This window comes from Mesorhizobium sp. YM1C-6-2 (genome assembly GCF_003666685.1).
In the GTDB taxonomy this organism is placed as follows: Bacteria; Pseudomonadota; Alphaproteobacteria; order Rhizobiales; family Rhizobiaceae; genus Mesorhizobium_K.
The window spans coordinates 92064-111832 of sequence record NZ_RCIZ01000005.1 but is presented as its reverse complement, the minus strand read 5'-3'; the positions used below and the strand labels follow the sequence as shown (position 1 = coordinate 111832).

22 protein-coding genes are annotated in these 19769 nt (G+C 63.6%); 20 read left to right on the top strand and 2 right to left on the bottom strand.

Annotation, left to right across the window (positions count from 1 at the left end; all coding sequences use genetic code 11):
• Nucleotides 1-105: 105 nt before the first annotated feature.
• Nucleotides 106-4305, top strand: a complete 4200-nt coding sequence (rpoC, locus tag D8676_RS14680; protein ID WP_121581832.1) for a DNA-directed RNA polymerase subunit beta' — start codon at nucleotides 106-108, stop codon at nucleotides 4303-4305.
• Between the two features lie 86 nt (nucleotides 4306-4391).
• The gene (locus D8676_RS14675; RefSeq protein ID WP_121581831.1) at nucleotides 4392-5060 is read left to right on the top strand and encodes an O-methyltransferase; all 669 of its coding nucleotides are present in this window, start codon (nucleotides 4392-4394) and stop codon (nucleotides 5058-5060) included.
• Nucleotides 5061-5067: 7 nt separating this feature from the next.
• Here the strand turns inward: D8676_RS14675 and D8676_RS14670 are convergent, their stop codons facing one another.
• Nucleotides 5068-6003, bottom strand: a complete 936-nt coding sequence (locus D8676_RS14670) for a Gfo/Idh/MocA family oxidoreductase (protein WP_121582070.1) — start codon at nucleotides 6001-6003, stop codon at nucleotides 5068-5070.
• Nucleotides 6004-6208: 205 nt separating this feature from the next.
• On the opposite strand from D8676_RS14670, the gene D8676_RS14665 reads away from it, so the two are divergent.
• Together D8676_RS14665 and D8676_RS14660 are read left to right on the top strand one after the other, a co-directional pair.
• Entirely contained in the window at nucleotides 6209-7456 is a 1248-nt protein-coding gene (locus D8676_RS14665) for an acyltransferase family protein (protein WP_121581830.1), read from the top strand.
• A gap of 147 nt (nucleotides 7457-7603) precedes the next feature.
• Nucleotides 7604-9016 carry an APC family permease gene (locus D8676_RS14660; protein WP_121581829.1) on the top strand — a complete coding sequence of 471 codons (1413 nt, stop codon included), beginning with the start codon at nucleotides 7604-7606 and terminating at the stop codon, nucleotides 9014-9016.
• A 6-nt stretch (nucleotides 9017-9022) separates the two neighbouring features.
• Here D8676_RS14660 and D8676_RS14655 read toward each other — a convergent pair whose 3' ends face one another.
• Nucleotides 9023-9304, bottom strand: a complete 282-nt coding sequence (locus tag D8676_RS14655) for a transcriptional regulator (protein WP_121581828.1) — start codon at nucleotides 9302-9304, stop codon at nucleotides 9023-9025.
• A 502-nt stretch (nucleotides 9305-9806) separates the two neighbouring features.
• Between D8676_RS14655 and rpsL the strand changes: the two genes are divergently transcribed.
• The 16 genes from rpsL to rplN all read left to right on the top strand — a co-directional run bounded on the left by rpsL (nucleotide 9807) and on the right by rplN (nucleotide 19758).
• A complete protein-coding gene (gene rpsL / locus D8676_RS14650) occupies nucleotides 9807-10178 on the top strand; it encodes a 30S ribosomal protein S12 (RefSeq protein ID WP_106775706.1) in 372 nt (123 codons plus the stop codon).
• Nucleotides 10179-10240: 62 nt separating this feature from the next.
• Nucleotides 10241-10711 (top strand): 30S ribosomal protein S7, encoded by a 471-nt coding sequence (gene rpsG / locus D8676_RS14645; protein ID WP_121581827.1) that lies wholly within the window; start codon nucleotides 10241-10243, stop codon nucleotides 10709-10711.
• Nucleotides 10712-10740: 29 nt separating this feature from the next.
• Nucleotides 10741-12831 carry an elongation factor G gene (fusA, locus tag D8676_RS14640; RefSeq protein ID WP_121581826.1) on the top strand — a complete coding sequence of 697 codons (2091 nt, stop codon included), beginning with the start codon at nucleotides 10741-10743 and terminating at the stop codon, nucleotides 12829-12831.
• 66 nt (nucleotides 12832-12897) lie between these two features.
• Nucleotides 12898-14073: an elongation factor Tu gene (gene tuf / locus D8676_RS14635; RefSeq protein WP_121581825.1), complete on the top strand. Its 1176-nt coding sequence runs from the start codon at nucleotides 12898-12900 to the stop codon at nucleotides 14071-14073.
• A 69-nt stretch (nucleotides 14074-14142) separates the two neighbouring features.
• Nucleotides 14143-14451 carry a 30S ribosomal protein S10 gene (gene rpsJ / locus D8676_RS14630; protein WP_006205468.1) on the top strand — a complete coding sequence of 103 codons (309 nt, stop codon included), beginning with the start codon at nucleotides 14143-14145 and terminating at the stop codon, nucleotides 14449-14451.
• Nucleotides 14452-14510: 59 nt separating this feature from the next.
• A complete protein-coding gene (gene rplC, locus D8676_RS14625) occupies nucleotides 14511-15224 on the top strand; it encodes a 50S ribosomal protein L3 (RefSeq protein ID WP_121581824.1) in 714 nt (237 codons plus the stop codon).
• A 2-nt stretch (nucleotides 15225-15226) separates the two neighbouring features.
• Nucleotides 15227-15847: a 50S ribosomal protein L4 gene (rplD, locus tag D8676_RS14620; protein ID WP_121581822.1), complete on the top strand. Its 621-nt coding sequence runs from the start codon at nucleotides 15227-15229 to the stop codon at nucleotides 15845-15847.
• Entirely contained in the window at nucleotides 15844-16137 is a 294-nt protein-coding gene (locus D8676_RS14615; protein WP_121581821.1) for a 50S ribosomal protein L23, read from the top strand. Before rplD ends, D8676_RS14615 begins: the two co-directional genes overlap by 4 nt.
• 23 nt (nucleotides 16138-16160) lie before the next feature.
• Nucleotides 16161-16994, top strand: a complete 834-nt coding sequence (gene rplB, locus D8676_RS14610) for a 50S ribosomal protein L2 (protein ID WP_121581820.1) — start codon at nucleotides 16161-16163, stop codon at nucleotides 16992-16994.
• 16 nt (nucleotides 16995-17010) lie between these two features.
• Nucleotides 17011-17289 (top strand): 30S ribosomal protein S19, encoded by a 279-nt coding sequence (gene rpsS, locus D8676_RS14605; protein ID WP_121581819.1) that lies wholly within the window; start codon nucleotides 17011-17013, stop codon nucleotides 17287-17289.
• Nucleotides 17290-17291: 2 nt separating this feature from the next.
• Entirely contained in the window at nucleotides 17292-17681 is a 390-nt protein-coding gene (gene rplV / locus D8676_RS14600; protein ID WP_121581818.1) for a 50S ribosomal protein L22, read from the top strand.
• Nucleotides 17681-18403, top strand: coding sequence for a 30S ribosomal protein S3 (rpsC, locus tag D8676_RS14595; protein WP_121581817.1), 723 nt, complete (start codon nucleotides 17681-17683; stop codon nucleotides 18401-18403). Before rplV ends, rpsC begins: the two co-directional genes overlap by 1 nt.
• A 28-nt stretch (nucleotides 18404-18431) precedes the next feature.
• On the top strand, nucleotides 18432-18845 hold the full coding sequence (gene rplP / locus D8676_RS14590; RefSeq protein WP_121581816.1) for a 50S ribosomal protein L16: 414 nt from the start codon (nucleotides 18432-18434) through the stop codon (nucleotides 18843-18845).
• A 14-nt stretch (nucleotides 18846-18859) separates the two neighbouring features.
• The gene (gene rpmC, locus D8676_RS14585; protein WP_121581815.1) at nucleotides 18860-19060 is read left to right on the top strand and encodes a 50S ribosomal protein L29; all 201 of its coding nucleotides are present in this window, start codon (nucleotides 18860-18862) and stop codon (nucleotides 19058-19060) included.
• A 10-nt stretch (nucleotides 19061-19070) separates the two neighbouring features.
• Nucleotides 19071-19313, top strand: a complete 243-nt coding sequence (rpsQ, locus tag D8676_RS14580; protein WP_121581814.1) for a 30S ribosomal protein S17 — start codon at nucleotides 19071-19073, stop codon at nucleotides 19311-19313.
• Nucleotides 19314-19389: 76 nt separating this feature from the next.
• Nucleotides 19390-19758, top strand: a complete 369-nt coding sequence (gene rplN, locus D8676_RS14575; RefSeq protein WP_024924768.1) for a 50S ribosomal protein L14 — start codon at nucleotides 19390-19392, stop codon at nucleotides 19756-19758.
• Nucleotides 19759-19769: the final 11 nt, after the last annotated feature.

Sequence of the window (19769 nt, the reverse complement as noted above, 5' to 3'; positions counted from 1 at the left end):
GCGGCGCGCCGGACGGATTTCCCGGCCAACGCCGGACCTTTGGGCGGCAACGCCCGGTACTGAACTGGAAATGGGGTTGCCCCGAACCCCGCAAAGGAGAACGGCATGAACCAAGAGGTCATGAATCTCTTCAATCCCCAGGCGCCCGTGCAGGTGTTCGATTCGATCCGGATATCGCTGGCGAGCCCTGAAAAGATTCTGTCCTGGTCGTTCGGCGAGATCAAGAAGCCGGAGACCATCAACTACCGCACGTTCAAGCCCGAGCGTGACGGTCTGTTCTGCGCGCGCATCTTCGGTCCGATCAAGGACTACGAGTGCCTGTGCGGCAAGTACAAGCGCATGAAGTACAAGGGCGTCATCTGCGAGAAGTGCGGCGTCGAAGTCACGTTGTCGCGCGTGCGCCGCGAGCGCATGGGCCACATCGAGCTCGCCGCCCCGGTCGCGCACATCTGGTTCCTGAAGTCGCTGCCGAGCCGCATCGGCACGCTGCTCGACATGACCCTGAAGGACATCGAGCGCGTCCTCTACTTCGAGAACTACATCGTCACCGAGCCCGGCCTCACCGCGCTGAAGGAGCACCAGCTTCTCAGCGAGGAAGAATACATGATTGCCGTCGACGAATATGGCGAGGACAGCTTCACCGCAATGATCGGCGCCGAGGCCATCCATGACCTGCTGGCCGCGATGGATCTCGAGAAGATCGCGGGCGAGCTGCGTTCCGAGCTTGCCTCGACGACGTCCGAGCTGAAGCAGAAGAAGTATCTGAAGCGGCTGAAGGTCGTCGAGAACTTCATGGAGTCCGGCAACCGTCCGGAATGGATGATCATGAAGGTCGTGCCGGTGATCCCGCCGGACCTGCGCCCGCTGGTCCCGCTGGACGGCGGCCGCTTCGCGACGTCCGACTTGAACGATCTCTATCGCCGCGTCATCAACCGCAACAACCGTCTGAAGCGGCTGATCGAGTTGCGCGCTCCCGGCATCATCATCCGTAACGAGAAGCGCATGCTTCAGGAAGCGGTTGACGCGCTGTTCGACAACGGCCGCCGCGGCCGCGTCATCACCGGTGCCAACAAGCGTCCGCTGAAGTCGCTGTCCGACATGCTCAAGGGCAAGCAGGGCCGGTTCCGCCAGAACCTGCTCGGCAAGCGCGTCGACTATTCCGGCCGCTCGGTCATCGTGACCGGTCCGGAGCTCAAGCTGCACCAGTGCGGCCTGCCGAAGAAGATGGCGCTCGAACTGTTCAAGCCGTTCATCTACGCCCGCCTCGACGCCAAGGGTTACTCCTCGACCGTCAAGCAGGCGAAGAAGCTGGTCGAGAAGGAGAAGCCGGAAGTCTGGGACATCCTCGACGAGGTGATCCGCGAGCATCCGGTGCTTCTGAACCGCGCGCCGACGCTGCACCGCCTCGGCATCCAGGCGTTCGAGCCGACCCTGATCGAAGGCAAGGCGATCCAGCTTCATCCGCTGGTCTGCACGGCCTTCAACGCCGACTTCGACGGCGACCAGATGGCCGTCCACGTTCCGCTGTCGCTCGAGGCTCAGCTCGAGGCCCGCGTGCTGATGATGTCGACCAACAACATCCTGCACCCGGCCTCCGGCGCGCCGATCATCGTGCCGTCGCAGGACATGGTTCTCGGCCTCTACTACCTGTCGATCGTCAACGAGAACGAGCCGGGCCAGGGCATGATGTTCGCCGACATGGGCGAGCTGCAGCATGCGCTGGAGACGAAGGCGGTGACGCTGCACGCCAAGATCAAGGGCCGCTTCAAGACGGTCGATGCCAAGGGCAAGCTCGTGTCGAAGATCTACGACACCACGCCCGGCCGCATGATCATCGGCGAGCTGCTGCCCAAGAACGTCAACGTGCCGTTCGAGACAGCCAACCAGGAGATGACCAAGAAGAACATCTCCAAGATGATCGACACCGTGTACCGCCACTGCGGTCAGAAGGAGACGGTGATCTTCTGCGACCGCATCATGGCGCTCGGCTTTAGCCATGCCTGCAGGGCCGGCATCTCGTTCGGCAAGGACGACATGCTGATCCCGGACACCAAGGCAGGCGAGGTCGCCAAGACCGAGGCGCTCGCCAAGGAGTACGAGCAGCAGTACAATGACGGCCTGATCACCCAGGGCGAGAAGTACAACAAGGTGGTCGACGCCTGGGCCAAGTGCTCGGAGCGCGTGGCCGACCAGATGATGGCCCGCATCAAGGCGGTCGAGTTCGACGAGAACACCGGCCGCCAGAAGCCGATGAACTCGATCTACATGATGTCGCATTCGGGCGCGCGTGGTTCGCCGACCCAGATGCGCCAGCTTGCCGGCATGCGCGGCCTGATGGCCAAGCCGTCGGGCGAGATCATCGAGACGCCGATCATCTCGAACTTCAAGGAAGGCCTGACCGTTCTCGAGTACTTCAACTCGACGCACGGCGCCCGCAAGGGTCTCGCCGACACGGCTCTGAAGACGGCCAACTCCGGCTATCTGACGCGCCGCCTCGTCGACGTCGCTCAGGACTGCATCGTCAACTCGCTCGACTGCGGCACCGAAAAGGGCCTCACCATGCAGCCGATCGTCGATGCGGGCCAGGTGGTCGCTTCGCTCGGCCAGCGTATCCTTGGCCGCACCGCGCTCGAGAACATCAACCATCCGGTCACCGGCGACCTGCTCGTCAAGGGCGGCAAGCTGATGGACGAGCGCGACATCGAGGTGATCGAGAAGGCCGGCGTCCAGTCCGTCCGCATCCGTTCGGCGCTGACCTGCGAGGTCAGGACCGGCGTCTGCGCGGTCTGCTACGGCCGCGACCTGGCACGCGGTACCCCTGTCAACCAGGGCGAGGCTGTCGGCGTCATCGCCGCGCAGTCGATCGGCGAGCCGGGCACGCAGCTCACCATGCGTACCTTCCACATGGGCGGCACGGCGCAGGTCGTCGACTCGTCCTTCCTGGAAGCCTCGTATGAGGGCACGGTGCAGATCCGCAACCGCAACGTGGTCCGCAACTCCGACGGCCACCTCGTGGTGATGGGCCGCAACATGGCGATCCTGATCCTCGACGAGGCCGGCAAGGAGCGCGCCACGCACCGCGTCACCTACGGTTCGCGCATCTACGTGGATGACGGCGACAAGGTGAAGCGCGGCCAGCGCGTCGCCGAGTGGGACCCCTATACCCGCCCGGTGCTGACCGAACTGGCCGGCAAGGTGGCGTTCGAGGATCTGGTCGACGGCCTCTCCGTGCAGGAGACGACCGACGAATCGACCGGCATCACCAAGCGCGAGGTCATCGACTGGCGGTCCACGCCGCGCGGTTCCGACCTCAAGCCGGCGATCACCGTGCTCGACTCGAAGGGCAAGGTGGCGAAGCTCTCCAAGGGCGGCGACGCCCGCTTCCAGCTTTCGGTGGAAGCGGTCCTCTCGGTCGATCCGGGCGCTCATGTGAAGCCCGGCGACGTGCTGGCGCGTATCCCGATGGAAAGCGCCAAGACCAAGGACATCACCGGCGGTCTGCCGCGTGTGGCCGAGCTGTTCGAGGCGCGTCGTCCGAAGGATCACGCTATCATCGCCGAGATCGACGGCACGATCCGCTTCGGGCGCGACTACAAGAACAAGCGTCGCGTCATCATCGAGCCGCACGACTCCACCCTGGAGCCGGTCGAGTACCTGATCCCGAAGGGCAAGCCGTTCCATCTGCAGGACGGCGACGCCATCGAGAAGGGCGACTACATCCTCGACGGCAACCCGGCGCCGCACGACATCCTGGCGATCAAGGGCGTGGAAGCCTTGGCTTCCTACCTCGTCAACGAGATCCAGGAGGTCTACCGGCTGCAGGGCGTGTTGATCAACGACAAGCACATCGAGGTGATCGTTCGCCAGATGCTGCAGAAGGTCGAGATCACGGTTCAGGGCGACTCGACCTACATCCCTGGCGACCATGTCGACGTGATCGAGCTCGAGGAGATCAACGACCGTCTGATCGAGGAGGGCAAGACGCCCGCCGAAGGCCAGCCGGTGCTGCTCGGTATCACCAAGGCCTCGCTGCAGACGCCGTCCTTCATCTCGGCCGCCTCCTTCCAGGAGACGACCCGCGTGCTGACGGAAGCGGCGGTTGCCGGCAAGACCGACATGCTCCAGGGCCTCAAGGAGAACGTCATCGTCGGCCGCCTGATCCCGGCCGGCACCGGCGGTCAGATGAGCGCGATCCGGCGCATCGCGACCCATCGCGACGAGCTCATCCTCGACGAGCGCCGCAAGGCGAGCGGCGCGGAGACGGCCGACGCGATGCTCACCGACATGACCAACGCCGCCGAGTAAGGCAGCGCTGGCAGGAAAACTGGAAAGGGGCCCGATCGGGCCCCTTTTTGTTTGGTGCCGGAAGAACCCTAGCGCGGAGGAAAGCCATGAACGAGAAGACCTGGAGCGCAGTCGACGACTACATCGTCGACAATCTGCTGCCCGCCGATACGGTCCTCGAAGCGGCGCTGCGGTCGAACCGCAGCGGCGGCCTGCCGGCGATCGACGTCTCGCCGGCGCAAGGCAAGCTGCTCTATCTGCTGGCGCGCATGAACAGGGCAAAGCGCATTCTTGAGATCGGCACGCTCGGTGGCTATTCGACCATATGGCTCGCCCGCGCGCTGCCGAAGGACGGCAGTCTCGTGACGCTGGAGCTCGACCCGCATCATGCGGATGTCGCGCGGGTGAACTTCAAGGTGGCGGGGTTTGCCGATCTGATTGACCTGCGCGTGGGTCCGGCGCTGCAGTCGCTGGAAGCTCTCGGCGCCGAGAAATCTGCGCCCTTCGATCTTGTCTTCATCGATGCCGACAAGCCGAACAATCCGAACTATCTCGCCTGGGCTATGCGGCTGTCCAGGCCGGGAACCGTGATCGTGTGCGACAACGTCATCCGCGACGGCGCGGTGCTCGACGAGAGCGGGCGGGACCCCAATGTCGAGGGGGCGAGGGCGGCCTTCTCCTTTCTCGCGAAGGAGGCCGGGCTCGAAGGCACGGCGATCCAGACCGTCGGCGCCAAGGGCTATGACGGCTTCGCAATCGCCATCGTCGGGCAATAAGCTCAGGTCAGTCGTAGAACGCCCCGACCACGTTGCGCCTGCCGAGCATGAAGGCGTCGGCGATATGCTGCAGCGGCGCGATGTCGGCGTCGGATTTTCCAGCCCGTACGATCTCGGCAAAGCGCCGGTAGAGCATCGGATATTCCTGCTCCGGCTCCTCATGCACGATGCGCCCGTCGATGGCGAGCTTTGCGCCGCCGTTTGAAAGGGTCATTTTTCCGGCGTCCGTTTCGACGATGATGTCCCAGCTTTGCGGGCCGGTTTGCAGCCAGTCGATCTCGGCATCGGCGGTCAGGCCGTTTGAGCCGGCGAATGCCATGCGTGCGGCAACCGGCGCATCGCGGTTAGCGGGAAAATCCAGTTCGGCGCGCGTGATGTGCAGCGGCGGCAGGATGTGCGTGACGATGGACAGGCAGTTGATGAACGGGTCGAAGACCCCGAAGCCGCCAGCTTCCCAGATCCACGCCTGGCCCGGGTGCCATTTGCGGACATCCTCCTTCCAGACGAGGCTAACCCTGCGCGCAGTCGTGCCGGCAAGGAAGGCGCGGGCGGCTTCTACAGCCGGCGCATAACGCGAATGCCAGCTCGCGAAGAGTGACACGCCCTTTTCGGCGGCGAGCGCCTTCAGATCCTCGACCTCGCTGACGGTGGCGCCGGGCGGCTTTTCGAGGAAGACATGCTTGCCGGCCTCGAGCGCAGCGCGTGCCGCATGGTAGCGGACCTGCGGCGGCATGCAGAGCGACACGGCGTCGATCTCGATGCCGGAGGCCAGCATCTCCTCGATGGTCTTGAAATTGGGGATTCCGTCTACCGTGGCATGCGGGCTCGCGGCAGCGACGAGACGGTAGTCATTGTCCTTGGCCAATGCGGGAAGATGCTGGTCGCGCACGATCTTGCCGACACCGACGATGCCGAGCCTTATGGGCGTTTGGTTTGGCGACATGGGTTCCATCCCGACTGGTTTCAGGCGGTGATTAGCAGAACAAGGAGGCCGCGCAAGCGGGCGCCACGGCTCCAAATCGGCAGATCTCTGCACCGGCCGCGGAACAAGCCCGGAAATTTTCGTCGGATGAAACACCGCGCTTGACCCGCGCACCGCGATTCGTAGCTTGTCTGCGTTCTAGCGGCGTCAGGCCCCGGGATCTGCAATGACGACGTCATACGCACCGGCAGAACATGGGACGTCGGCACGCGATCCCGCCCCAAGCGCCGAGACGCCGGGAATCGGCCCCGGACGGCGATACGATCTCGATTGGCTGCGGGTATGCGCCTTCGGCGTCCTGATCTTCTACCACGTAGGCATCCTCTACGTGACCTGGGATGCGCACGTTAAGAGCCGCTACAGTTCCCCTGCCATCGAACCCGTGATGGGATTGATAAATCCGTGGCGACTGGCGCTCCTGTTCTTCATCTCCGGCGTTGCGGTCCGTTTTGCCATCGACAAGGCTCCCCTGGGTGGATTTGTGCTGGCGCGCTCCACTAGGCTGTTCGTGCCGCTGGCATTCGGAGCGTTGGTGATTTGTGTGCCGCAAAGCTATGTGGCGCTGCGCTATCTCGGCGAGATCCCGCCCGGCTTTCTTGCCTTCTATCGCGACTATCTTGGCCTGGGCCGGTACGCGTTCAGCCTGCCCGACCTACATCACCTCTGGTACGTGGCCGCCATCCTGGCCTACACGTTGATCGTGGCGGCGGCCCTGCCGGTGCTGAGAGCCGCAACCGGCGCGCTTGGCGATCCCTTCTTCGGCTGGCTCGCCCGCGGCCGGTCGTGGCGACTGCTTTTCGTTCCCGCGATCCCGTTCGTCCTCTATGTCGCAATACTGGAAGTCTATCTTTCATCGACGGATTTCGGCGATTGGGCCGGCGTCGCCCGGACCTTCACATTCTTCCTCATAGGCTTCCTTGCGGCGAAGAACGAGGATTTCTGGAACGCCGTCGACCATGCCTTGCCGGCCTCCATCGGCCTTTCGCTTGTTCTCGGCGGGTTGTTGCTGACGGCCTGGTTGAACCAGTTCGACATGGCGGCCGACACGAGGTTGCTCTACGCCGCGCTGCTACTGCGGGCGCTCTACGCGTGGTCGATCTTCGTGATGCTGCTCGGCCTCGCTCGCCGGTTCGCAAACCGCCCCAGCCGTGCGCTGACCTATCTGACGGCGGCGGTGTTCCCCTATTATATCGTGCACCAGACGATCATCGTGGTTTCCGGTTACTGGTTCACCATGCACGAGGTGCCGCTGGCCATCGAGGTGGCGGCGATCCTTGGGGCGACGATCCTCGGCTGCGTCCTGAGCTATGAGTTGATTCGCAGGGTGGCCGTGCTGAGGCCGCTGTTCGGTCTGCCGCTGCGCGAGAAAAAAGCCTTGCAGCCGCTGCCGCTGCTGGAACCCACGGCCCGTTGAATGCGCCGGAATGCGGGCGCTGCAGCGGATTCCATGGCGCCTTCTGTCAGCATGGCGCGAAAACGGTAGTTTGATTTCGCCCGGCATCGCCCCATACTCAACCAAGGACTTTCTTTCCAACGACCTATTCATTCGACGGAGGGACTGATGGCGGACGTTGCTGCAAACCGGACCGCGACGCCTGTCGAGCCCAGCCTGCACCGCGTGCTCGGCCCCTGGCTGCTCCTTCTATTCATCGTCGGCGACATATTGGGCACCGGCATCTATGCGCTGACCGGACAGGTCGCCAACCAGGTCGGCGGTGTCGTCTGGCTTCCGTTCCTCGTGGCCTTCATCGTCGCGCTGGTGACCGCCTTCTCCTATCTGGAGCTGGTGACAAAGTATCCGAAGGCCGCCGGTGCCGCGCTCTACACGCACAAGGCGTTCGGCATCCACTTCGTCACCTTCATCGTCGCCTTCGCGGTGATGTGCTCGGGCATCACCTCGGCGTCCACGGCGTCGCGGGCCTTTGCCGCCAATCTGTCGACCGCTTTCGGCTTCGATTTCGCAGCCTTGGGCATAACGCTGGTCGGCTTGGCCTTCATGGCTGTGGTGGCGATCGTCAACTTTCGCGGCGTCGGCGAGAGCGTCAAGGCCAACGTCGTGCTGACCGTCATCGAACTCACCGGCCTTTTGATCATCATCCTGATCGGCCTCTGGGCGATCGGCGCGGGCGAGGGGGATCTCTCGCGGGTGACCCAGTTTCACGCAGCCCCCGACAGAAGCGCCTTCTGGGCGGTGATCGGCGCCACCACGCTCGCCTTCTTCGCCATGGTCGGCTTCGAGGATTCGGTCAACATGGCCGAGGAGACGCAAAATCCGTCGAAGATATTCCCGAAGATACTGCTCGCGGGCCTTCTGATCACCGGCGTGATCTACGTGCTGGTCTCGGTGTCCTCCATCACGCTGGTTTCGCCGGAGGAGCTTGGAGAAGGCGAAACGCCGCTCCTGAAGGTCGTGCAGGCGGGCGCGCCGAATTTCCCGCTTTGGATATTCGGCTTCATCACGATGTTCGCGGTGGCCAACAGCGCGCTGATCAACATGCTGATGGCGAGCCGGCTGGTCTACGGCATGAGCCGGGAGCGCGTCCTGCCGCCGCCGCTCGGCAAGGTGCATGCCGTCAGGCGCACGCCCTATGTGGCGATCGGCTTCACCACGCTGCTGGCGTTCGCCCTGATCACTTTCGTCGGCGAGGTGCCCGCGCTCGGCGGCACCACGGCGCTGCTCCTGCTCTGCGTCTTCACCGTGGTGAACGTCGCGGTGCTGGTGCTGCGCAAGGACAAGGTCGGGCACGAGCACTTCAGGACGCCGACGTTCCTGCCGGTCGCCGGCGCCATTGCCTGCGCCTTCTTTGCAGGGCCGTGGACCGGCCGCGACCCGGTCCAGTACCTGATCGCCGGCATACTGATCGCGATCGGCATAGTGCTCTGGTTCGTGACGGTCGCCATCAACCGGTCGATGGGTGTCCAGCCGGCGGAACCGGAGATGGCCGACATTGGCGGCGACGGGCCGAGGAACTGAGGCGGGCTAGCGCTCGTCCTTCACCATCACGATCGAGACCTCGCCTTCGAGCGCGCCCTGGTAGGCGGACATGTGCGGCTCCTCGTCGGGCTCGCCTTCCATGTCGCCGATCTGGTCGAGCTCCGCCTCGACATATCCCTCGCGGGTGAGGGCGGTCAGCGCCAGGCGGACTGCCGTCTCGTCGTCGGGCGCCGTCAGCAGAAGATGCACGCCGTCCCAGGGAGCGTTCTTCGCCCGCCGGACCCGGCCGATGATGATCGTGACCGGCCGCTCCTCATTGTCGTTCATCGCGGTGATTCCTTCGCGCAGCGACTCGGGCGCTCGGCCGTATCGTGGAGAGATTCGCATGACCGGACGATTTTCGCATCATCGCGGCGGTCGTTACAGTCCAAAGCCGGTCACAATGTGTTTCGCAGTTGCGAGATCGCGCAAGAAAATGTCGCGCTCTTGAAGCATGACAGGCATGCGCCTATTTGGGATGAGAAAACGCGGCACCGGGCTTGACGCTTCGGGGCGTTGCGAGTAGAAGCCGCGCAATCTGAGCCGATGTGAGGTTTTGCTTTCCAGGGCGGCTCGCCCCGGAGTTTGCCTCAAACAGGGTTCGTCTTACGAGCGACTGCACATTTCCGGCACGCACGAAGCGGCTTCCGCTTCCTCTGCTTTTTGTTCGGGCAGCACCGCAAAGCGCGGTTTGTGGCCCGAATTTGCGTATGGAAATGCGGACGACGCCTCGAAGGCAAGACGGGTCCGAAGCGGGCTCAAGATAGGAATTGAGAGACAAGAGGGTTTAATGCCTACCGTCAACCAGCTGATCCGCAAGCCGCGCCAGGCGCCGGCGACGCGCAACAAGGTCCCGGCCATGCAGCAGAACCCGCAGAAGCGGGGCGTCTGCACGCGCGTCTACACGACGACGCCGAAGAAGCCGAACTCCGCGCTGCGCAAGGTTGCGAAGATCCGCTTGACCAACGGCTTCGAGGTGATCGGCTACATTCCTGGCGAGGGTCACAACCTCCAGGAGCACTCCGTCGTGATGATCCGCGGCGGCCGCGTGAAAGACCTTCCGGGCGTCCGCTATCATATCATCCGCGGCGTGCTCGATACGCAGGGTGTGAAGAACCGCAAGCAGCGCCGCTCGAAATACGGCGCCAAGCGTCCGAAGTAAGGGTTCCCCGGCTTCGGCGCTTTTCGTTTGTGCGCCGGGCTTGAGACAAGAGAGACAAGAGCATGTCCCGTCGTCACAGTGCAGATAAGCGTGAGATCAACCCGGACCCGAAGTTCGGCGATCTCGTCGTCACCAAGTTCATGAACGCCGTCATGTATGACGGCAAGAAGTCGGTCGCCGAGACCATCGTCTACGGTGCGCTCGACCAGGTTCAGGCCAAGACCAAGCAAGAGCCGGTCACGGTCTTCCATCAGGCGCTCGACAATGTCGCGCCGCATGTCGAGGTCCGTTCCCGCCGCGTCGGTGGTGCGACCTACCAGGTTCCGGTCGACGTCCGTCCGGAGCGTCGCCAGGCGCTCGCCATCCGTTGGCTGATCTCGGCTGCGCGCAACCGCAACGAGACCACCATGGTCGACCGCCTCTCCGGCGAGCTGATGGACGCGGCCAACAACCGCGGCACCGCCGTGAAGAAGCGTGAAGACACCCACAAGATGGCGGAAGCCAACCGCGCTTTCGCGCACTACCGCTGGTAAGCGCGAACGAGACTTAAGAGGCAGCTCCCATGGCCCGCGAATATAATCTCCACGACTATCGTAACTTCGGCATCATGGCCCACATCGATGCCGGCAAGACGACGACGACCGAGCGTATCCTGTATTACACGGGCAAGAACCATAAGATGGGCGAGACGCATGACGGCGCCTCGACCATGGACTGGATGGAGCAGGAGCAGGAGCGCGGCATCACGATCACGTCCGCTGCCACCACGACCTTCTGGAAGGGTCGCGACGGCAAGATGCGCCGCTTCAACATCATCGACACCCCCGGCCACGTCGACTTCACCATCGAGGTGGAGCGCTCGCTGCGCGTGCTCGACGGCGCCATCGCGCTGCTCGATTCCAACGCCGGCGTCGAGCCGCAGACCGAGACCGTCTGGCGTCAGGCCGAGAAGTATCATGTTCCGCGCATGATCTTCTGCAACAAGATGGACAAGATCGGCGCCGACTTCTACCGCTGCCTCGACATGATCAAGTCGCGTCTCGGCGCGATCCCGGTCGCGATGCAGCTGCCTATCGGCGCTGAAAGCGACTTCAAGGGCGTCGTCGACCTGATCGAAATGAACGCGCTGGTATGGCGCGACGAGTCGCTCGGCGCCGCCTGGGACGTCGTCGAGATCCCGGCCGATCTCAAGGAGAAGGCCGAGCAGTATCGCGAGATGCTGATCGAGACCGCCGTCGAGATGGACGACGAGGCGATGAACGCCTACCTCGAGGGCAACGCGCCGTCGAACGACGAGCTGCGCGCGCTGATCCGCAAGGGCACGATCGCCGTCAAGTTCCACCCGGTATTCTGCGGCACCGCCTTCAAGAACAAGGGCGTTCAGCCGCTGCTCGACGCGGTGGTGGACTTCCTGCCGGCTCCGGACGAGGTTCCGGACATCCGCGGCATCGACCCTAAGACCGACGCCGAGGTTGTTCGCAAGTCGTCTGACAGCGAGCCGCTGTCGATGCTGGCATTCAAGATCATGAACGATCCCTTCGTCGGCTCGCTGACCTTCGCGCGTATTTATTCGGGCGTCCTGAAGAAGGGCGTGTCCCTGGATAACACCGTGAAGGGTAAGAAAGAGCGCGTCGGCCGCATGCTTCAGATGCACTCGAATTCCCGCGAGGACATCGAGGAAGCCTATGCTGGCGACATCGTTGCGCTGGCCGGCCTCAAGGACACGACCACGGGCGACACGCTCTGCGATCCGCTGCATCCGGTGATCCTGGAGCGCATGGAGTTCCCCGATCCGGTTATCCAGATCGCCATCGAGCCGAAGACGAAGAACGACCAGGAGAAGATGGGCCTGGCGCTCAACCGTCTGGCGGCCGAGGATCCGTCCTTCCGCGTCAAGACGGACGAGGAAAGCGGCCAGACGATCATCGCCGGCATGGGCGAGCTGCACCTGGACATCCTCGTCGACCGCATGCGTCGCGAGTTCAAGGTCGAGGCGAATATCGGCGCCCCGCAGGTTGCTTATCGCGAGACGATCAGCCGCAAGCACGAGCAGGACTACACGCACAAGAAGCAGACCGGCGGTACGGGCCAGTTCGCCCGCGTCAAGATCATCTTCGAGCCGAACACCGAGAGCGAGGATTTCTCGTTCGACTCCAAGATCGTCGGCGGTGCGGTTCCGAAGGAATACATCCCGGGCGTCGAGAAGGGCCTGCTCAGCGTGATGGGTTCCGGCCCGTTCGCCGGCTTCCCGATGATCGGCGTGAAGGCGACGCTGGTCGACGGTGCGTTCCACGACGTCGACTCCTCGGTGCTCGCCTTCGAAATCGCTTCGCGTGCCTGCTTCAAGGAAGCTGCCCCGAAGCTCGGCGTCCAGTTGCTGGAGCCGATCATGAAGGTCGAGGTGGTGACGCCGGAAGATTACGTCGGCAACGTCATCGGCGACCTGAACAGCCGTCGCGGCCAGATCCAGGGCCAGGAGACGCGCGGCGTGGCCGTCGTCGTCAACGCGATGGTGCCGCTGGCGAACATGTTCAAGTACGTGGACAACCTGCGTTCGATGTCGCAGGGCCGCGCCCAGTACACGATGCAGTTCGACCACTATGAGCCTGTGCCGACCGCGGTCGCTCAGGAAGTCCAGAAGAAATACGCGTAATTCCAAAGGCTTGACGCGAAACCTTAATTAAAGCCCGTAACCGGGCGGCAGGAATGGAGACCTCACATGGCAAAAGGTAAATTCGAGCGCACCAAGCCTCATGTGAATGTTGGCACGATTGGTCACGTTGACCATGGCAAGACGTCGCTGACGGCGGCGATCACGAAGTTTTTTGGCGAGTTCAAGGCGTATGAGCAGATTGATGCTGCGCCTGAGGAGAAGGCGCGCGGCATCACGATCTCGACCTCGCATGTCGAGTACGAGACGCCGAACCGTCACTATGCGCATGTCGACTGCCCCGGCCACGCCGACTATGTGAAGAACATGATCACGGGTGCGGCGCAGATGGACGGCGCGATCCTGGTCGTTTCGGCTGCTGACGGCCCGATGCCGCAGACGCGCGAGCACATCCTGCTCGCCCGCCAGGTCGGCGTTCCGGCGATCGTGGTGTTCCTGAACAAGGTCGACATGGTCGACGACGCCGAGCTTCTCGAGCTTGTCGAGCTTGAGGTTCGCGAGCTTCTGTCGAAGTACGAGTTCCCCGGCGACGACATTCCGATCATCAAGGGTTCGGCCCTCGTTGCGCTGGAAGACGGCGACAAGGAGATCGGCGAGAACGCGGTCCGGAAGCTGATGGAAGAGGTCGACCGCTACATCCCGACGCCTGAGCGTCCGATCGACAAGCCGTTCCTGCTGCCGATCGAGGACGTGTTCTCGATCTCGGGCCGCGGCACGGTTGTGACGGGTCGCGTCGAGCGCGGCATCGTCAAGGTCGGCGAGGAACTGGAGATCGTCGGCATCCGTCCGACGGTGAAGACGACCTGCACGGGCGTCGAGATGTTCCGCAAGCTGCTCGACCAGGGCCAGGCCGGCGACAACATCGGCGCGCTGCTGCGCGGCATCGACCGTGAGGGTGTGGAGCGCGGCCAGGTTCTGGCCAAGCCGGGTTCGGTGACGCCGCACACCAAGTTCAAGGCCGAGGCCTACATCCTGACCAAGGAGGAGGGCGGCCGCCACACGCCGTTCTTCACCAACTACCGTCCGCAGTTCTATTTCCGCACGACTGACGTGACGGGCATCGTGACGCTGCCGGCCGGCACCGAGATGGTGATGCCCGGCGACAACGTGACGGTCGACGTGCAGCTGATCGTGCCGATCGCCATGGAAGAGCGCCTGCGCTTCGCCATCCGCGAAGGCGGCCGCACCGTCGGCGCCGGCATCGTCGCCGCAATCGTCGAGTAAGAACAAAGAAGAACAGATCTGTCGCGGGCGGGGTAACGCCCGCGCCGCGCCAGAACAAGGAATGACCAGATGAACGGACAGAATATCCGCATCCGACTTAAAGCGTTCGATCATCGCGTCCTCGACGCGTCGACGCGTGAGATCGTCTCGACGGCCAAGCGCACCGGCGCAAACGTCCGCGGCCCCATCCCGCTGCCGACGCGGATCGAGAAGTTCACCGTCAACCGGTCGCCTCACGTCGACAAGAAGAGCCGCGAGCAGTTCGAAATGCGCACCCACAAGCGCCTGCTCGACATCGTCGACCCGACCCCGCAGACCGTCGATGCGCTGATGAAGCTCGACCTCGCGGCGGGCGTGGACGTCGAGATCAAGCTCTAAGGCAAAGACATGAGCCTGTCGGGTTCGCCCAAGGGCTCCTCTGAAGGAAGAACGAAAAAATGCGTTCAGGTGTAATTGCACAGAAGGTCGGCATGACCCGCGTCTACAACGACGCCGGCGAGCATGTGCCGGTCACTGTTCTCCGCATGGAGAACTGCCAGGTCGTGGCGCAGCGCACGGAAGAGAAGAACGGCTACACTGCCGTCCAGCTCGGCGTTGGCCTCGCCAAGGTGAAGAACACGTCGAAGGCGATGCGCGGCCATTTCGCGACCGCTTCGGTCGAGCCCAAGGCGAAGCTCGCGGAGTTCCGCGTTTCCGCCGAGAACCTGCTCGACGTCGGCGCCGAGATCACCGTCGACCATTTCGTCGCCGGCCAGAAGGTCGACGTGACGGGCACCACCACCGGTAAGGGCTTCCAGGGCGTCATCAAGCGTCACCATTTCGGTGGCGGCCGCGCGACCCACGGTAACTCGGTGTCGCACCGCACGCACGGCTCGACCGGCCAGCGCCAGGACCCGGGCAAGGTGTTCAAGGGCAAGAAGATGGCTGGCCACATGGGCGCGACCCGCGTGACCACGCAGAACGTCGAGGTGGTTTCCACCGACGCCGACCGCGGTCTGATCCTCATCCGCGGCGCCGTTCCCGGCACCAAGGGCGCCTGGATCCTGGTCCGCGACGCGGCGAAGGCCGACCTGCCGAAGGACGCGCCGAAGCCGGCAGCGCTGCGGGCGAAGGCTGAAGCCAAGACCGACACGGCCGCCGAGGGAGCATAACAATGGATCTCAAGATCACCACCCTCGCCGGCAAGGACGCCGGCAAGCTGAAGCTCAACGAAGCGATCTTCGGGCTTGATCCGCGCGAGGACATCCTGCAGCGCGTCGTTCGCTGGCAGCTTGCCAAGAAGCAGCAGGGCACGCACAAGACCAAGGGCCGCGCCGAGATCTCGCGCACCGGCGCCAAGATGTACAAGCAGAAGGGTACGGGCCGCGCTCGTCACCATTCGGCTCGCGCACCGCAGTTCCGCGGCGGCGGCAAGGCCCACGGCCCGGTCGTTCGCAGCCACGAGCACGACCTTCCCAAGAAGGTTCGCGCTCTCGGCCTGAAGCATGCGCTGTCGGCCAAGGCGAAGTCGGAGAGCATCATCATCCTCGACGAGCTGACGCTGAACGAGGCCAAGACCAAGGCGCTCGCGGCGAGCTTCGAGAAGCTCGGCCTGTCGAACGCGCTGGTCATCGGCGGCGCCGAACTCGACGTGAACTTCAAGCGGGCTGCCACCAACATCCCGAACATCGACGTGCTGCCGATCCAGGGCATCAACGTCTACGACATTCTGCGCCGCGGCACGCTGGTCCTTTCGAAGGCCGCCGTCGAGGCTCTCGAGGAGCGCTTTAAATGACTGACCTTCGCCACTACGACGTGATTGTCAGCCCGGCGATCACCGAAAAGTCGACCATGGCCTCGGAGCAGAACCAGGTCGTGTTCAACGTCGCCAAGAAGGCGACCAAGCCTGAGATCAAGGCAGCCATCGAGGCGCTGTTCAGCGTCAAGGTCACGGCCGTCAACACGCTCGTCCGCAAGGGCAAGCTGAAGCGGTTCCGTGGCACGATCGGCCGTCAGGGCGACGTGAAGAAGGCGGTGGTCACGCTGGCCGACGGCCACTCGATCGACGTCGCGACGGGCCTCTGAGCAAAGGCGCGAGGACAGCAAAAATGGCACTGAAGACATATAATCCCGTAACGCCGAGCACGCGCCAGCTGGTGCTTGTCGACCGTTCGGCTCTCTACAAGGGCAAGCCGGTCAAGGGCCTGACGGAAGGCCTGACCAAGTCGGGCGGCCGCAACAACTACGGCCGCATCACGGCCCGCTTCATCGGCGGCGGTCACAAGCGTTCGTACCGCATCATCGATTTCAAGCGCCGCAAGTTCGACATGTCGGCGACGGTGGAGCGGCTCGAATACGATCCGAACCGCACCGCCTTCATCGCGCTGATTAAGTACGAGGACGGCGAGCTGAACTACATCATCGCCCCGCAGCGCCTCGCTCCCGGCGACAAGATCATCGCCGGCAACTCGGTCGACGTGAAGCCCGGCAACGCGATGCCGCTGGCGGCCATGCCGGTCGGCACGATCATCCACAATGTCGAGCTGAAGCCCGGCAAGGGCGGCCAGGTCGCGCGTTCGGCCGGCTCCTATGCCCAGCTCGTCGGCCGCGACCAGGGCATGGCGATCCTGCGCCTCAACTCGGGTGAGCAGCGCATCGTCTCCGGTCAGTGCCTTGCCACTGTTGGCGCCGTGTCGAACCCCGACCACGGCAACATCAACCTCGGCAAGGCCGGCCGCAAGGTCTGGCTCGGCAAGCGCCCGCATAACCGCGGCGTCACCATGAACCCGGTCGACCACCCGCACGGCGGCGGCGAGGGTCGCACCTCGGGCGGCCGCCACCCGGTCACCCCGTGGGGCAAGCCGACCAAGGGCAAGAAGACGCGGTCGAACAAGTCGACCGACAAGTTCATCGTTCGCTCGCGCCACCAGCGCAAGAGCTAAGAAGAGGTAGTCTGAAGTGACACGTTCAGTCTGGAAAGGCCCGTTCATCGACGGCTATCTGCTCAAGAAGGCAGACAAGGTTCGCGACGGCGGCCGCAACGAGGTGATCAAGATGTGGAGCCGCCGCTCCACCATCCTGCCGCAGTTCGTCGGCCTCACCTTCGGCGTCTACAACGGCCAGAAGCATATCCCGGTCTCCGTGAACGAGGACATGGTCGGCCACAAGTTCGGTGAGTTCGCTCCGACCCGGACCTATTACGGTCACGGCGCGGATAAGAAGGCGAAGAGGAAATAAAGATGGGCAAGGCCAAAGCTCCGCGCAGGCTTGCTGACAACGAGGCGCGTGCGGTCCTCCGCACCATCCGTATCAGCCCGCAGAAGCTGAACCTCGTTGCGCAACTGATCCGCGGCAAGAAGGTCGCGGCAGCGCTCAACGACCTGGAGTTCTCGCGCAAGCGTATCTCCGAGACGGTGAAGAAGACGCTGGAATCGGCGATAGCCAACGCGGAAAACAACCACGACCTCGATGTCGACGCGCTGATCGTGGCCGAGGCCTATGTCGGCAAGTCGATCGTCATGAAGCGTTTCCACGCTCGTGGCCGCGGCCGCGCCAGCCGCATCGAGAAGCCGTTCGCTCACCTCACGATCGTCGTTCGTGAAGTCGAGGAAAAAGGGGAGGCCGCATAATGGGCCAGAAAATCAATCCGATCGGTTTCCGCCTCGGCATCAACCGCACCTGGGACTCGCGCTGGTACGCAAACACCGGCGAGTATTCCAAGCTGCTGCACGAGGACATCAAGATCCGCGAGTATCTTGAGAAGGAACTCAAGCAGGCCGCGATCTCGAAGGTGGTGATCGAGCGTCCGCACAAGAAGTGCCGCGTCACGATCCACGCCGCCCGTCCGGGCCTGATCATCGGCAAGAAGGGCGCCGACATCGAGAAGCTTCGCAAGAAGCTGATGGAGATGACGAAGTCCGAGACCCACCTCAACATCGTCGAGGTGAGGAAGCCGGAGACCGACGCCACGCTGGTCGCGCAGTCGATCGCGCAGCAGCTCGAGCGTCGCATCGCCTTCCGTCGCGCCATGAAGCGCGCCGTGCAGTCGGCAATGCGTCTCGGCGCCGAGGGCATCCGCATCAACTGCTCGGGCCGTCTGGGCGGCGCCGAAATCGCCCGCATGGAATGGTACCGCGAGGGTCGCGTGCCGCTGCACACGCTGCGCGCCGACGTCGACTACGGCACCGCCGAGGCGCAGACCGCCTACGGAACCTGCGGCGTCAAGGTCTGGGTGTTCAAGGGCGAGATCCTCGAGCACGACCCGATGGCTTCTGAGCGCCGCGCCACCGAAGGCGATCATTCGCATGGCGGTGGCGATCGTGAACGCGGCCGTCGCCGCGAGAACGCCTGAGCCGCATTAGGAATTTGGAGTTAGAACGATGCTGCAGCCAAAGCGCACAAAGTTCCGCAAGCAGTTCAAGGGCCGCATCCACGGCGCCGCCAAGGGCGGCACCAATTTGGATTTCGGCGGCTTCGGGCTGAAGGCGTTGGAGCCGAACCGGGTGACCGCGCGCGAGATCGAGGCGGCCCGCCGCGCCATCACGCGTGAGATGAAGCGTGCCGGTCGCGTCTGGATCCGCGTGTTCCCGGACGTTCCGGTGACCTCGAAGCCGACCGAAGTCCGCATGGGCAAGGGCAAGGGCGCGGTCGACTACTGGGCGTGCCGCGTGAAGCCCGGCCGCGTCATGTTCGAGATCGACGGCGTTTCCGAGGAGATCGCCCGCGAGGCGCTCCGCCTCGGCGCGGCCAAGCTCTCGGTCAGGACGCGCTTCGTCCAGCGCATCGCAGAATAGGAAGGGATGGCACGATGAAGGCCTCCGAGATCAGAACCAAGACCGCCGACCAGCTCAACGACGAGCTGGCGAGCCTCAAGAAGGAGCAGTTCAACCTGCGCTTCCAGAAGGCCACCGGCCAGCTCGAGAAGACTGCGCGCGTCAAGCAGGTCCGCAAGGACATCGCGCGCATCAAGACTATCTCTGCCGAAAAAGCTTCGGCCAAGAAGGCATAAGGACAAGATCATGCCAAAGCGCATTCTGCAGGGAACCGTCGTCAGCGACAAGAACGAGAAGACGGTCGTCGTAAAGGTCGAGCGCCGCTTCACCCATCCGGTGATGAAGAAGGTCGTGCGCTCCACCAAGAAGTACAAGGCGCATGACGAGAACAACGCCTGCAAGGTGGGCGACCAGGTCTACATCCAGGAATCGAAGCCGATTTCCCGGGACAAGCGCTGGGTCGTGATCACCGAGGCCCAAGCTCAGTAAGTTGGGCGCAATAACGAATTTTGGATGAGCGGGAAGGCGGGAGCCGGTCCCCGGTGAATGAAGAAGGCGGCCAGTCATGATTCAGATGCAAACAAACCTCGACGTCGCGGACAATTCCGGCGCCCGTCGTGTCATGTGCATCAAGGTGCTGGGCGGTTCGAAGCGGAAGTATGCCTCGGTCGGCGACATCATCGTCGTCTCGATCAAGGAAGCCATTCCGCGCGGCCGCGTTAAGAAGGGCGATGTGATGAAGGCGGTCGTGGTTCGCACGGCCAAGGACATCCGCCGCCCCGATGGCAGCGTGATCCGTTTCGACAAGAATGCGGCCGTTCTGGTCGACAACAAGAAAGAGCCAGTCGGCACCCGTATCTTCGGGCCGGTTCCGCGCGAGCTTCGCGCCAAGAACCACATGAAGATCATCTCGCTGGCGCCTGAAGTGCTGTAAGGAGCCGGAAA

Excerpts from the sequence above, each read along its gene's own strand:
- rpoC (WP_121581832.1), top strand. The coding sequence starts at position 106 with ATGAACCAAGAGGTCATGAATCTCTTCAATCCCCAGGCGCCCGTGCAG.
- D8676_RS14675 (WP_121581831.1), top strand. The coding sequence starts at position 4,392 with ATGAACGAGAAGACCTGGAGCGCAGTCGACGACTACATCGTCGACAAT.
- D8676_RS14670 (WP_121582070.1), bottom strand. The coding sequence starts at position 6,003 with ATGTCGCCAAACCAAACGCCCATAAGGCTCGGCATCGTCGGTGTCGGC.
- D8676_RS14665 (WP_121581830.1), top strand. The coding sequence starts at position 6,209 with ATGACGACGTCATACGCACCGGCAGAACATGGGACGTCGGCACGCGAT.
- D8676_RS14660 (WP_121581829.1), top strand. The coding sequence starts at position 7,604 with ATGGCGGACGTTGCTGCAAACCGGACCGCGACGCCTGTCGAGCCCAGC.
- D8676_RS14655 (WP_121581828.1), bottom strand. The coding sequence starts at position 9,304 with ATGAACGACAATGAGGAGCGGCCGGTCACGATCATCATCGGCCGGGTC.
- rpsL (WP_106775706.1), top strand. The coding sequence starts at position 9,807 with ATGCCTACCGTCAACCAGCTGATCCGCAAGCCGCGCCAGGCGCCGGCG.
- rpsG (WP_121581827.1), top strand. The coding sequence starts at position 10,241 with ATGTCCCGTCGTCACAGTGCAGATAAGCGTGAGATCAACCCGGACCCG.
- fusA (WP_121581826.1), top strand. The coding sequence starts at position 10,741 with ATGGCCCGCGAATATAATCTCCACGACTATCGTAACTTCGGCATCATG.
- tuf (WP_121581825.1), top strand. The coding sequence starts at position 12,898 with ATGGCAAAAGGTAAATTCGAGCGCACCAAGCCTCATGTGAATGTTGGC.
- rpsJ (WP_006205468.1), top strand. The coding sequence starts at position 14,143 with ATGAACGGACAGAATATCCGCATCCGACTTAAAGCGTTCGATCATCGC.
- rplC (WP_121581824.1), top strand. The coding sequence starts at position 14,511 with ATGCGTTCAGGTGTAATTGCACAGAAGGTCGGCATGACCCGCGTCTAC.
- rplD (WP_121581822.1), top strand. The coding sequence starts at position 15,227 with ATGGATCTCAAGATCACCACCCTCGCCGGCAAGGACGCCGGCAAGCTG.
- D8676_RS14615 (WP_121581821.1), top strand. The coding sequence starts at position 15,844 with ATGACTGACCTTCGCCACTACGACGTGATTGTCAGCCCGGCGATCACC.
- rplB (WP_121581820.1), top strand. The coding sequence starts at position 16,161 with ATGGCACTGAAGACATATAATCCCGTAACGCCGAGCACGCGCCAGCTG.
- rplV (WP_121581818.1), top strand. The coding sequence starts at position 17,292 with ATGGGCAAGGCCAAAGCTCCGCGCAGGCTTGCTGACAACGAGGCGCGT.
- rpsC (WP_121581817.1), top strand. The coding sequence starts at position 17,681 with ATGGGCCAGAAAATCAATCCGATCGGTTTCCGCCTCGGCATCAACCGC.
- rplP (WP_121581816.1), top strand. The coding sequence starts at position 18,432 with ATGCTGCAGCCAAAGCGCACAAAGTTCCGCAAGCAGTTCAAGGGCCGC.
- rpmC (WP_121581815.1), top strand. The coding sequence starts at position 18,860 with ATGAAGGCCTCCGAGATCAGAACCAAGACCGCCGACCAGCTCAACGAC.
- rpsQ (WP_121581814.1), top strand. The coding sequence starts at position 19,071 with ATGCCAAAGCGCATTCTGCAGGGAACCGTCGTCAGCGACAAGAACGAG.
- rplN (WP_024924768.1), top strand. The coding sequence starts at position 19,390 with ATGATTCAGATGCAAACAAACCTCGACGTCGCGGACAATTCCGGCGCC.